General features: G+C 58.0%; 6 protein-coding genes and 1 pseudogene. 4 read left to right on the top strand and 3 right to left on the bottom strand.

The annotated features are described in order from the left end of the window. The first annotated feature begins 72 nt into the window (after positions 1-72). Together C5C07_RS17405 and gfo6 are read left to right on the top strand one after the other, a co-directional pair. Positions 73-816 (top strand): sugar phosphate isomerase/epimerase, encoded by a 744-nt coding sequence (locus tag C5C07_RS17405; RefSeq protein WP_115805687.1) that lies wholly within the window; start codon positions 73-75, stop codon positions 814-816. A gap of 1261 nt (positions 817-2077) precedes the next feature. Continuing rightward, the gene (gene gfo6, locus C5C07_RS17400; RefSeq protein WP_115805686.1) at positions 2078-3145 is read left to right on the top strand and encodes a D-xylose 1-dehydrogenase Gfo6; all 1068 of its coding nucleotides are present in this window, start codon (positions 2078-2080) and stop codon (positions 3143-3145) included. A gap of 887 nt (positions 3146-4032) precedes the next feature. Here gfo6 and C5C07_RS17395 read toward each other — a convergent pair. Both C5C07_RS17395 and C5C07_RS17390 read right to left on the bottom strand, forming a co-directional pair. Beyond that, on the bottom strand, positions 4033-5679 hold the full coding sequence (locus tag C5C07_RS17395; protein WP_115805685.1) for a sulfatase-like hydrolase/transferase: 1647 nt from the start codon (positions 5677-5679) through the stop codon (positions 4033-4035). Positions 5680-5822: 143 nt separating this feature from the next. Beyond that, on the bottom strand, positions 5823-9113 hold the full coding sequence (locus tag C5C07_RS17390) for a family 78 glycoside hydrolase catalytic domain (protein WP_115805684.1): 3291 nt from the start codon (positions 9111-9113) through the stop codon (positions 5823-5825). Between the two features lie 256 nt (positions 9114-9369). On the opposite strand from C5C07_RS17390, the pseudogene C5C07_RS17385 reads away from it, so the two are divergent. Next, positions 9370-9787, top strand: a pseudogene (locus tag C5C07_RS17385) (transposase); the annotation flags it as partial. Positions 9788-10137: 350 nt separating this feature from the next. After that, the gene (locus C5C07_RS17380; RefSeq protein WP_158546597.1) at positions 10138-11286 is read left to right on the top strand and encodes a BNR-4 repeat-containing protein; all 1149 of its coding nucleotides are present in this window, start codon (positions 10138-10140) and stop codon (positions 11284-11286) included. 241 nt (positions 11287-11527) lie between these two features. Here C5C07_RS17380 and C5C07_RS17375 read toward each other — a convergent pair whose 3' ends face one another. Then, positions 11528-12916, bottom strand: a complete 1389-nt coding sequence (locus C5C07_RS17375) for a sulfatase (RefSeq protein ID WP_115805682.1) — start codon at positions 12914-12916, stop codon at positions 11528-11530. Positions 12917-13021 lie beyond the last annotated feature (105 nt).

The following is a 13021-nucleotide window of genomic DNA, read 5'->3' as shown; positions in this document are numbered from 1 at the left end:
AGCTACCGGGAGATCTACTGGAGACCCTTTGGGACCGAAACGCTATTTAGTCGCTCGGAAGAGGCACCGCATATGGCCCAGACAGCTATCAACCTCTACAGTGTGCGCGAGCTCGACGAACCGATGCTCGATATCCTCGACCGAATCGACGACGCCGGGTATGACGGCGTCCAGATCTCTGGCGGGTTCCGGGACGCGATGCCCGAGGAGGCAACCGAGCGGATCCGGGACAAGGGCCTCTCCGTCGCGCCAGCGCATATCAGCATCGAACAGCTCGAAGACGACCTCGAAGCGACGTTGGCCGACTACCGAGAGACGCTCGGAGCGCCTGGTGCGGTCGTTCCGTACCTCGGCGAAGAGCACTTCGAATCGACGGCGGCTGTCGACGAGACTGCCGCGCGACTCACCGAACTCGCCGATGCCATGGGCGAACACGGCTGGGACCTCCACTACCACAACCACGCCCACGAGTTCGTTGATCTGGGCGACGAGGACGCCTTCGAGCGATTCATACGCAAGAGTGGCGACGATGTCCTGATCGAACTTGACGTTGGCTGGGCACTCGTCGGTGGCGCAGACCCCACTGAACTGATCGAGGAGCACGCCGACCGGACCGACGTCCTGCACATGAAAGACATGGTGATCGACGAGGACCGGGGATTCCGCGAGATAGGCGAGGGCGACGTCGACATGGCCACCTGTTTCGAGGCTGGTCGCGACGCAGGGGTCGAGTGGTTCGTCTACGAGCACGACAATCCCGAGAACCCAGCGGCCTCGATTGAGGCCGGTGGGTCCTTCTTGAACGACCTGATATGAGCCGGCGATAGACGCGAGAACTCAGCTTTCAGAAGCCGCGTTCTGTCGGCGTCGCTCTCGGCCTTGGTCGCCCGATTCGTAGCCGCATCGAGGTCACAGTCAGCATTAGGAGACGAAGTATCGCGTCAGATCACCGACTCATGATATTGCTTCATTCTACCGGGGGCACTCCTCGGGCAACCTAGGTTCGTTATCCGTCTTATTCCGGCACTACCGTAAAACTTGATACAACATTTAGACAGGGGAATATAATATTACAACAATACAGTTGTAATATTCATCAAAATAGGTGGCCAGCGATGCCGGTATTACCATAAACAGCTAGAAGTAGGTCGGAGACATAGTTACGGTCTCATAGTGTAATAGACATTGAATAGGGTGAAGAATGGTTCCGGTATTACCGTAAATATTGTGGACAGTTGAAGACGTAGCTTACAGCATTACGCCAATGCGTAGGTTGCCTGCTGATAGGGTCGAATATCACACAGATATCTGCATAGGAATTGACGGACGACTTGCACCAACATACGGCCTAAGGCAAGGTCACTGGGGTAGTTGAGGGCCCGACCTAGTCAGCGTCAAACTGACGAGGCTCGACGTTTATCACAAAGAACCACTCCACGGCCTCAAGAACGTCTTGCTTACCTCGCATATCGGAGGCTCGCAATTCCGCCAGTCGCTCGCGACGGCCGTAGTCGACGATGTCGAACGTTTCGCAGCGAGCGACCCGCTCGAACACCGGATTACGCGGGAACAGTGAGAAACAATGACGCGGTGATGAGGCCACTACCCTCAACGATGCGGTAGCGCCTAGTTACGTTTCGAGAGTTACGAAACATTGATTTTCGAATTTATTATCAGTTGCACTATATTTGTTCAGACGTCCGCCGACTCGTCTCCATCCCCGGGGTATCCCACTCGAGAAGGTAATTTCACGGGGAACTGCCGGCGCTGGTAGAGCACCAATGTCGTTCCAGCGCGTCCCGTCGACTGCTACTTCAGGACGCGAGTCCCCGTCGTCGAATCCGACTTCGGTCCACCCGTCCGGCGTCTGTCTTGCGGTTTGCCAGGTATATACAGTGCACGAATGAAACATCAAACCATACTCTCACTAGTTTAAACAGCGGTTTGTCGCTCTCGGAGAAACTCACAACAAGATATCAACAATCTACTTCCCAGGAACGTTGTACATGAATGTAGAGATGGGTCGGTGCGCTCCGCTACTGCCCACCTTTTTATTGGAGACGCCAATTGTCGTGGTATGGACGTCGAACTATCCAACGAGTTTATCGAGCGTGACTGGGAGAAAGCCGTCAAGGGCGGTCCGGTCCGCTTCGCGGTTATCGGCCTGGGCTGGTTCGGACCTGACGTCGCTATCCCAGCTATCGAGGAGTCGAAGCATTGCGAGACGACCGCAGTCGTCAGCGGCGACCGGGAGAAAGCCGAACGGGTCGCCGATGAAAGCGGCGTTGACCACGCCTTGACATACGGCGACTACGCCGACGGCGAAGCTGTCGACGCCTACGACGCTGTCTACGTTGTGACGCCGAACGCTCTCCACCTCCCCCACGTCGAGACGGCAGCAGAGTTCGGCAAGGACGTCCTCTGTGAGAAACCGCTGGAAGCGACCGTCGAGCGAGCCGAGCGGTGTGTCCGGGTCTGTGAGGAAGCCGGCGTCGAACTGATGACTGCCTATCGGATGCATACGGCTCGGTCGGTCCGGTACGTCCGTAACCTGGTACAGGACGGAGTTATCGGCGATCCGGTACACACGCGGGGTGCGTTCTCCTACAACTTGGTTTCGGCCGGCGAGGAGATGGATCAGTGGCGTCTGAATCCAGACTTGGCGGGCGGAGGCCCGCTGATGGACCTGGGCGTCTACCCGCTCAACACGTCGCGATTCATCCTCAACGCGGACCCGACTGCGGTCCAGGCCACGACAGTCGAGGGGCCCCCTGAATTCAATGGCCTCGAAGAGTACTGCGCATTCACGATAGAGTTCCCCGATGGTCCGGTCGCCCACTGCGACACTGGCTACCGGGTCGCCGGCGACAACTACTTCGAGGTCAGCGGCACCCACGGGCGCATCCGGATCGACCAGCCGTTCGCAGTCGACGGTGACCGACGGATTACCGTCCGTGCCGGCGACGAGGAAACTGTAGTTGATGTCAAGGAGCCGTCGGAGATGGTCGAGGAGTTTGACTACTTCGCGACCGGCGTGCTGACCGACATGGAGATTGGTCCTGACGGTGAACACGGATTCATCGACGTGCGGGCGATGATGTCGATTTACGAGTCCGGCGACACAGGTCGGCGCGTCGAACTCTGAATCTGGACCCGACTCACAGCGACTGGGCAGTCTTCGACCAAATTCTCCAGTTCGGGGTCGAGCAGTCACATACTTCTATGGATATTGCCCCACTTATTGCGTGGTCGGCCGTTTGGGGTGGTTGCGGGAGTCGAACAGCAAAGAATCGCCACTCAGTTTCATTGACGAGTTATTCCCCGCCGACGAACCGATCTCCTTCGATTGTCCACTCTTCGGAGTCGAAGAGTGGCAGCTACTGCCCCAGACCGTCCAAGAGCCGCGGCCACCGCTGTGGGTCGGTTGTTGGGAAACAAACAGATTTCCCGCTCGATTGATTTCTCTGACACGTGGCTACCTAGTGTCGTCGCCGGTCTCGTCATCGTTGAGGTTCGAAAAGATATCCCACGAAATACGGCGACGAGAGTTACCAAGACCGAGAGGCGATTACCTGCTCATGCGCCAGACCGTCATCGCCGAAATCGGAAAAGAAGTCACGGAGCGAATACGACACCTCCACGACACCTACCTCGACGAATTCGGCGGGGGTTCTCTCACCATCTGGTGACCTCCGATGGCGTCGGAGGGTTCGGGGAGCACGCCGACGATTGGTCCATATACGGTACGCCTGAGAAAGTAACTGACCGGATCGACACTATCTGAGAGCAGCACTCACTCGACCAACTCACGCTTCGGTTGCGCCATTCCGGAATACCTACTGAGAGACTCAAACAACGTAAGCGTCTCCGCTCCCACGATGTTGAAGAATGAGTCTACCGAATGGCTTTTTTGCAGGGTTGCTGGACTCATACTATCTTAGTGATCTTCCTGTTCTCTGGTGTGCTAACTATTCTATGACAGTCTCGATATCGGCTAATGTATCTCAACGAGACAGTACCTAAACTACTGAGTCACTCCACTTGGAAGACGGCCTGGCGCTCGTTGCTCTCGGCGTAGCCATACCGGACAGCCTTGGTCCGGAGCAGAACGGTCTCGCCCGGCTCTAGGTGTATCGGGCCGCTGTATAGCTTCCAGCGTGGGTCTTCGCTGTCGCCAGTCGTGTAGGCGATCGAGGCCCCCTGGGTGGGACAGAACAGTTTGATGGCCATTGGCCCCTCGAAGGTGCCGCCATCATTAGTAGGCTCGAGTCCGCGGTTGCCCGGCGCGTTCGGGACAAACGTCGGCGTTGCGGTCTTTGGCTGATCACCATCTGGCCAGATGCGTTCTCGCATTTCCCACTCACCCTCCCGTGCGGCCGCGCGGTCGCCGATCCGCTCGCGCCAGTCGTCGAGCGCACCTCGCAGTCGCTCGAGGACGCCCCGGTACTCGAGGTCGTCGGCAAGGTTCTCGGTCTCGTGAGGGTCCTCTTGGAGGTCGTAGAGTTCTTCGGCGGGGCGGGTATCGGCGAACCACTGGTGCTGAATGTCGGTCAGTTCGCCGGCCGCGTCTCGCTCTAGAAGTTCTTCCATAGCCGGGTGGCGATTCCGGTAGGGGATCCACTGGACGTAGGGTCGTTCGGGGTAGTAGTTGCGGACGTAGCGGTAGCGCTCGTCGCGGACCGAACGCATCATGTCGTACTCCTCGTCGTAGCGGTCTCGCGTCGCGAAAACGTACTCGCGACACTCGTCATCGGCATCGGGGCCGAGAAACGGGCGGCCCTGGACATACTGGGGGACGTCGACGCCGGCGATCGAGAGGGTCGTCGGACCGAGATCCACCAAACTTACCAGGTCGTCCGTGGCATCGCCCCCCTCGATCTGGCCGGGCCAACGGACGATTAGCGGGACGTGAGTCCCTGAGTCGTAGGGCCAGCGCTTCTTGCGGGGGAGTCCTTCGCCGTGGTCCGACCAGAGCACGACAGCAGTGTTCTCGGCGAGGCCGTCGGCTTCCAACCGGTCGATGAGGTCGCCGACCCACGCGTCCGAGGTGGCGATGTTGTCGTACTGGCGGGCTATCGCCCGACGGGTTCGGTCGGTGTCCGGGAGATAGGGCGGTACGTCCACCGTGTTGGGGTCGGTGTCAACCGGGTCAGCCACACCACCCCCGTGCATATCTCTCATCTCAGGGTCCCACATACCGCTCTCATGGGTGACATTGTTGGTGAACATCGCAAAAAAGGGCTGGTCGTCACCACGGTCATCATCCCACCAACCCGCGCCCTCACCGTGGCGGTCCCACATGGTGAACGGTTCGCCGAACTGGTAGTCCGTCTTCGAGTCGAGCGTGCAATAATAGCCTGCGTCGCGCAGATACTCCGAGACTGCCGTGACGTAGTGGGGCGGAACGGCCTCGTATGAGTCGGGCAACCCCTCGTAGTCGTGCGTTCGCGTGCGCATGTGGTGAGCACCTATAGTGGGTGGATAGAGTCCGGTCATCACAGAGGCGCGAGACGGCGCACACACGCCCGCGGTACAGAACGCATTGTCGTAGCGGCGGCCGTCGGCCGCCATGTCGTCGATGTTTGGTGTCCGCGCGGTATTGTCGCCGTAGCACCCGAACCGGGGCGTCGTGTCCTCCATCGAGATCCACACGATGTTAGGATAATTAGTCTCGTCCATGAGGCTCTATATCCAGCCGCTTTTAAATCTTTTATGAGTGTCTGATTGTTAATAACACGGGACAAGACAGGATTCCAGTCCAGTACGGTCCTCTCATGGAATTGGCGTTGGATTACTACGCCAAAGATTGTGGTAAGGTACCGTCAGTTCTGCAGGACGAACTCGTAGACTCCGGAACCGACCGTCAGCGTCACGTCTCCGTCTTCGAGCGTCGCCTCCTCGACACCGGTAGGTAGCGCTCCGTCCTGGCCATCGTCCCAGAAGACCACTCCGTCTTCAGCGATAGTTACCCCGTCGCCTCCCGGTAGACGCACGGTCGCCGTCGTATTCCACGGGATCTCTATCTCGAAGGTGAGGCCGTCGTCCGTGCGCTCCCATCGCGACGCGAGACGCCCGTTCACGGTATCGATATGACCCTCCACCCAGTCGAGGTCGTCAACAATGGCCGGTGCAACCTCGACACTTCCGTGACCGTGCATCGAGTCATCGAATCGAAGCCCGACTAGGGCGTAATAGAACCATTCGGAGACGAAGTTGAACGGCGAGTGATTAAACGAGTTCATCCCGTCGCCGATTCGGTCGTCGCTGTCCCAGCGCTCCCATATGGTGGTTGCGTTCTGTCGGACCATGTACACCCACCCCGGTCGCTCGGGCTGGCTCACGATCTCGTAGGCAACCTCCTCGAACCCGTGGTCGACCAGCGTGTGGATGAGCGGACGAGTTCCCAAGAACCCTGTCTGGAGCTTCCCGCCATCTCCGCGGACTTTCTCGACGAGGTTGTCGACGACTGCGTCCACGTGTTCGTCGGGGACGAGTCCGAAGTACAGCGGGACCGCGTACGACGATTGCGTTCCCGGGCCGTATTGGGCGGCGTCTGCGTCGAAGAACTCGTTGTTGAACGCGGATTTGACGGTCTCAGCGCGTGAGGCGTACCGACGTGCGTCGTCCTCGTGGCCGAGCACGTTCGCTATCTGGGCGAACAGGTCTGTCGTGTGATACTGGAAGGCGGTGTTGAAGAGGTCCCTGGGCAGACCACGGCGTGATAACTCGGGGTCTTTGTTCTCGAAAGCGAGCCAGTCCCCGTAGGTGCCGTACTCGTCGGGAACGATCCCACCGTCGGATTCATCCTGCCAGAAGTCGACGTATTTCCGCATTCCCTCGTAATGGCGTTCGAGGACCCCGACGTCGCCGTAGTGGCGATAGAGGTGCCACGGGACGGTCACCTGCGTGACTCCCCAGGTCGGGTCTTCGGGGACTCCACCGTAGCCGTAGGGGATCGTATCTGCGATGTATCCGTGTTCGGATTGGATGTCCGCGTGGTCGTCCATCCACTTCTCGTAGAACAGAGACGCGTCGAAATTGTAGCACAGCGCCCGCGCGGCGATGTGGTTGTCTCCGGTCCAGCCGAACCGTTCGTCACGCTGGGGGCAGTCTGTCAACACTGAGTGGAGGTTCCCACGCAGTCCCCACTGGGCGTTCTGTTGCACCTGCGAGAGTTCTTCGTTCGAGCAGGCGAACTCACCGATCGGTTCGACGTCCGTGTGGACGACCTTGGCCCGGACGTCCTCGGGGTCGAGGTCACCGGAGTACCCGAGAACCTGCGCGTAGCGGAATCCGTGGTAGGTAAAGCGCGGCTCGTAGGTTTCGGTACCATCACCCTTCGCGACGTACGTATCCGTCGCGTCCGCGCTCCGGAGATCTTCCAGTGCGAGACTTCCGTCGTCGAGCAGTACCTCCGCGTGTCGGAGTACGATCTCGTCGCCGGCGTCGGCATCGTCGACGGTCAGTTCCAACCAGCCGACGAGATTCTGACCGAAGTCAAGGATCGGGCCCTCCTCGCGGTCGAGGACCTCCACAGGCGTTATCGTCTCGGTGACGCGGATAGGCGGCGTTCGCTGTGGAACCAGATCTCCCCCCGGTGACGTGACGATACTCGCGCCCGCCCAGTCGGCGTCGTCGAACCCCGGCTGTGCCCAGCCGTCTCGCTCCTCGTGCGCGTCGTACCGCTCGCCATCGTAGAGGTCGTTCTTCACGAGCGGACTCGACGCCGCGTTCCACGTGCTGTCGGTCGAGACCGTCCGCGTGGTTCCGTCCACGTACTCGATCTCGAGCTGGAGTATCACCCGCGGGGAGCCAAATCCGGTCCAGTCCCCGGCGTTGCGACCGAACCAGCCCTGTCCCAGCCACAGGCCCAGCGCGTTCTCACCGCTATCGAGCTGGTCGGAGACGTCGTAGCTGCTGTAGAGGACGCGCTCGTCGTACTGGGTCCAGCCGGGGTTCAGCACCTCCTCGCCGATACACTCGCCGTTGACGTACAGTTCACCGTAGCCGAGTCCGCAAACGTGCGCGCGAGCGCGCTCGATATCGCCGTCAAGGTCTACTTCGGTCCGGAGAAGCGGCGACTGCGGTGCCATCTGAGACCTGTAGTGGCCGTCGACGAGCTTCTCCCGACCCCACGCTCCGTCTTCGACGCTCGAAGAGGCCGTGACTGACCCGGACACGGCCAGATCCCCGTCGTCAGCGTCCCTGACAGAGAGCGCGGCCAGTGCGAACGTCTGCCAAGATCGTCGTTCCTCACGGACGTAGTCGGTGTTCAATCGAGCGCCGCCATGCGGTGGGTCGGCGGGGTCGAATTCGTACAAGTCTGTCGCCGTGACCCGCACGTACCGTGCTTCCAGCGAATCGATGGAAGAACTGACCGGATCGGCCCCCGGATTGTCCTGGTCTTCATCCGTTCGGTCCACCACCGTCCGGGCGTTCTCGAAGTCGGGGTCGTCGGAGACGGCGATACGGTATCGGACGGGAAATCCGAACCCAGCGGCGCGGTCACGGACACCTTCCGATTCCGAGTAGACAGACGAGACCGGCATACCGTCGGGCGTCTGGGGTCCGTCGAACGGATCGGCCGGATGAAGTTCAACCTGTTCGATCTCCTGCTTCGCACCGAGGTCGACCTGGACCCATTCTTCGGCGTCCACGTCCGTACTGTGCCAGTGACTGCGGTACCCGTTCGAGTCGCCGCCGTCTGGCTGGTAGCCGATCCACGACCCCTCCCAGTCCCGCTGGTCAACGAGCGCCGTCGAGAACGTGGCCGGTTGTGCCCACTCACTAGGTTCGTCGGATTCGTTCCAGCTCCGCACTGTCCAGTAGTAATCAGTCCCCGAGTCTAACGGAACGCCGTCGTAGGGGACGTTCGTCGAATCGGTGGCTTCGACCTTCCCGGAGTCCCACATCCCGGCGCTGTCCTGTTCGAGGTCCGATTTCGAACGGGCGACCAGTACCTGATAGGCTGTCTGGGCGTCGCCCCGCTGTCTGCCTTCGATCCGCCACGAGAAGCGTGGTTCGTCCGGAGCCACGTTGTTCGGCTCCACCTCGTATTCAACTCTAAGATCGATAGCAGTCACGCTGTTTGGTTCATCTGTGGCTTTCGACATAGTTCATTCCCAGTACACTCGTAGTTATTCTTTTCTGTGTCAATTTGTTACGCTTTGCACACTCCGTACGATGATGTGTGGCTGAATTATGACACCGCTCTTAGGTTCGCTGGGTCAGCTCTATCTGGTCCAAATCTAGTTCCTCTTTTGGCCGAATTTCTCTGCGCCGACATTCATCTACGAAGTGCGGGTTCACTAACGAAGACGACCAGCCACGGATGGGCAGGACATTTTGAATACCTGTTGTGCGGGTACTTTACTTCGAGAGGAGTTTCTTCCGCCAGATTTAGCAACGGTTTATCGGTGTTGATGGGAGGTAGAAACGCTGTTTCATGAGTTGAAGACGCAGTACAAACTGTACGAGTCCGACACGAGCAACCTGGATGTCGTGAAATTCCTGCTGTATGCAGCGTTGTTGTCACTGTTGGTGAGTCGTGATCTGTTGGATCTGGTTACCGAGCAGGCTGATGATGAGATCGTGTTTCCGCCGGAACGCTGGGCGGCGATTTTTCGGTCGCACGCCAAGCTCATCCTCCACGAACTCGGTGTACCTCGGCTACTCACCACCGCCGTTGCTGGAGCGACTGATCGAGGATGCACAGAAGACCCACCAGCAACGACTGATCTTACAAGAGAAGCTCGCTACCGCCACGCAACCGAGATGTGGATGTTAGTTAAGGATGAGTGCGGGAGTATCATAAGGAAAAATGTTTAATAATCAGGAGGTTCGTCGGGTTAATGGTTCATGCAACCAGACAATTCAACGAACGGAGAATCGTATTCTAGATCGACACGACGTACGGCTTTAAAAATAACCGGAGGCGCTATCGTGGGAGGGTCTGTTATAGGAGCCGCCTCAGCTACCTCATCAGCGCAAAAGCAAAGCAACTCTGGACGGAAGTATATCACCAATACAGCAGGTAGTCCAGCCCTGGGTAGCCATCGACAGCATGCTGTTCACTATAATGGCACAACCTACTTCGGATATCACGGAGGTTGCCAAGATAATCTGGATCCATTTGTCATGAGTTACGATCATGATACTGGTACTGCTAACGGTCCGGTCAAGGTCGGTGACAATCCTCTTGCACCATTCGACGATAATCACGGCTCACCAGCGATGACCGTCGATGACGCCGGCTATATCCACGTCGTGTATGGTGGACACGGCCAGCATCAGGGCAAGCAGATACACGCCGTCTCGCAAAACCCGGAAGATATCTCTTCATGGAAGACATTAGATAATATAGATCATTTAACTACGTATCCACAATTCATTAAGAAAAACGATGGAACGCTCTACCTGTTCTATCGAGACGGAATTCACCAGAATGACTGGGAATACGTCACGTCCACGGACAACGGCCGAACGTTCAGCGACCCGACTGTGATCGCGTCTGCTGGCAAAAAACGAACCGGAGGCTACGGGGAAGACTCCGTATACCTCGATTCGTGGTACCTCAGATTCAGGAAAGGCCGAAACGACTCCATTCACATGACGGGGATGTATCATGCTCATGGACCGTGGAAAACCGAAAGTAACCTTCCATACATTCACCCCTACAATCGGTTCAATCGCTATTATATGCAGATGACTTCGGAGGGAACATGGAAAAACGCCGCACGCGAGACTATCGATTTACCGTTCGATAAGCCAGAAGCCGACGATAAAATGCTCGTCTATGATTCTGGTATGGATTACGCCTTGCCACCCGCGAAGATGGCATATCATGATGTAGGAAACAGTAACGCTTCCCGGGGTGTCTTTCAGGTACCTCATCTCGTCTTTACCACCAAGCAAGGGTACTCGGGATTCACGTTCGCCCGGTGGGACGGCGATTCGTGGGAGATTCACGAGGAAGATGTCCCGTATGGTCCGATGTTCATGAGATCACCTCGAGACATTCGGATCTACAACTCTGGCAGGTACGGGGGCGATTCGGAACCTGGTATTGGTGTATATCAATCCACAGATCGTGGACAGACGTGGCGGAGAGTCGAAGACATGCCGAAAAGTCATCTGAAAAGACAGGAAGTCATACAGAACTATCACGATGATGCGAAGGTGTATGCATATACACCAACTTCGGACAAGAGTAGTGTCCCAGTATACATGTATGGTGATTCAGGATGCGTGACGTCAGATAATAACCCATCATGCCCTCCTAATTAACCGGACGAGAACACCATCTCGGTCAGTGATTTTGAAGATGAATACGCATGACGGTCCGGGTACTCGGATGGTGTACTCCCTGGCAGTCTTATCGTCTCGTTGCGGACGATCACGAAACCTCCTCGTGTTGAATTTCATCGTTATCTTGGACTCCCCTTCCGAGAACTCACGGCGCAGTAGCCCGTTTCGGGAGAGTTAATTTGCGAACAGGGACCACTACTGTCAGATAGCGTTAGACTCGCTATTCGACCAATTGTGGGCTCTCTGGGTGCCTCGATCGTTCGCGCTGGTTCCACGCCTCGACTAACTCAAGCTCAGCGAGGAGTTCATTCTCGGGGAGATCTGGGTCTCCTGTCTGTTCGACCCATCGGTCTACTTCTGCGTCTAGGCAGTCGACGAGGTCTGTTCCCTCCTCGGTACCGACGAGGTTTTCCTGTTGGTAAGGGTCGGTCTCGTTATCATACAGTAACCACGGCGAGCCGTCTGCTCGCCGCGCGTAGGTGTACCTCTCTGTGCGGACACCCCGCCACACTGGGAGATCATTGATAGCAGATATGTCGACTGTTTTGGGCAGGCCGATGAACGCCGAAGACGGCCCGACCTGAGTGCCCCCCAGGAGTGCGGATGCGAGGTCCGTCCCCTGTGAGTCCGGTAACTCGCCGACGCCGGCGAGTGAACAGAGGGTCGGGGCGACGTCGACTGTGCTTACGATCTGTCCCGGGGTCGACCCCGCCGGTACCTCCTTCGGGTATCGACAGATGAAGGGGACGTGAATCGACTCCTCGTAGGGCTGGCTTTTCCCGTAGCGGCCTTGCGACCCAATCATGTCCCCGTGGTCGCTCGTATATAATACGACGGTGTCGTCGGCTTCGTCCGCCTCGTCCAGCCAGTCGAGCAGGCGACCGACTTGTTCGTCGACGGCCGTCACGTGCGCGTAATAGTTTGCCAGATCCTGGGCCAGGTCACCGCTACTCTGTGGTGCCTCGGTCGCGTCGGTCTCGGTATTGGGGCGGAGGTCGATCTCAGCGGGATCGTATCGGTCGCGATAGCGCTGTGGTACGTCCTCGTACGGGTCGTGAGGGGGATGCGGTGACACGACAAGACAGAACGGGTCTTCGTCGGTTCGCTGCTCGTCAAGGAACTCGAGAGCCATGTCGGTCAACGCTACCGGTTCGTAGTCGTCGAAGTGTTCTTTCTCCGGGTCGTCTCGGTAGTAGTGTCCGCTGAAATAGTTCAGATGGCAATTGTAGACCGCCCAGTAATCGAAACCGTGACGACGTGGACCCGGCGGGGTGAACTTATCACGTGGGACGCCGTCGAGGTGCCACTTCCCGACGTAGGCTGTGTTGTATCCGCTGTCCCGGAAAGCCTCCCCGATCGTCCGGACGTCAGAACGCATGGGGAGATCGTTCGCGATGGCGCCGTGACCGTGAGGATACTGGCCAGTGAGGAAGCTCCCACGGTTGGGCGTACAGACTGGGACATTCGCATAGGCGTTAGGACAGTAGGCACCTTCCTCTGCGAGCCGTTCGAGTGTCGGCGTATGAATGTGGGTATTGCCTGCCGGAGCAGTTGCCATCCCACGATGTTGATCTGGTAAGACCACCAGGACATTCGGCTGGTCTGCCATACAAGACCTTATTCGAAAGTTTGGTTATACTTTGTGGTCACTCTGTGCATCCGGTTGGTACTCCGGTTTGAATACGATTGGGGCTACGGGGCAGCAAGTCGTTCG

This window comes from Haloferax sp. Atlit-4N, from assembly GCF_003383025.1.
GTDB classification, from domain to species: Archaea; Halobacteriota; Halobacteria; order Halobacteriales; family Haloferacaceae; genus Haloferax; species Haloferax gibbonsii.
Note: the sequence above shows the minus strand (reverse complement) of the source record. Positions and strands in the feature narration are given on the sequence as shown.

Bases quoted from the DNA above. Each gene is read 5' to 3' on its own strand.
- gfo6 (WP_115805686.1), top strand. From the start codon at position 2,078: ATGGACGTCGAACTATCCAACGAGTTTATCGAGCGTGACTGGGAGAAA.
- C5C07_RS17405 (WP_115805687.1), top strand. From the start codon at position 73: ATGGCCCAGACAGCTATCAACCTCTACAGTGTGCGCGAGCTCGACGAA.
- C5C07_RS17375 (WP_115805682.1), bottom strand. From the start codon at position 12,916: ATGGCAGACCAGCCGAATGTCCTGGTGGTCTTACCAGATCAACATCGT.
- C5C07_RS17395 (WP_115805685.1), bottom strand. From the start codon at position 5,679: ATGGACGAGACTAATTATCCTAACATCGTGTGGATCTCGATGGAGGAC.
- C5C07_RS17390 (WP_115805684.1), bottom strand. From the start codon at position 9,113: ATGTCGAAAGCCACAGATGAACCAAACAGCGTGACTGCTATCGATCTT.
- C5C07_RS17380 (WP_158546597.1), top strand. From the start codon at position 10,138: ATGAGTTACGATCATGATACTGGTACTGCTAACGGTCCGGTCAAGGTC.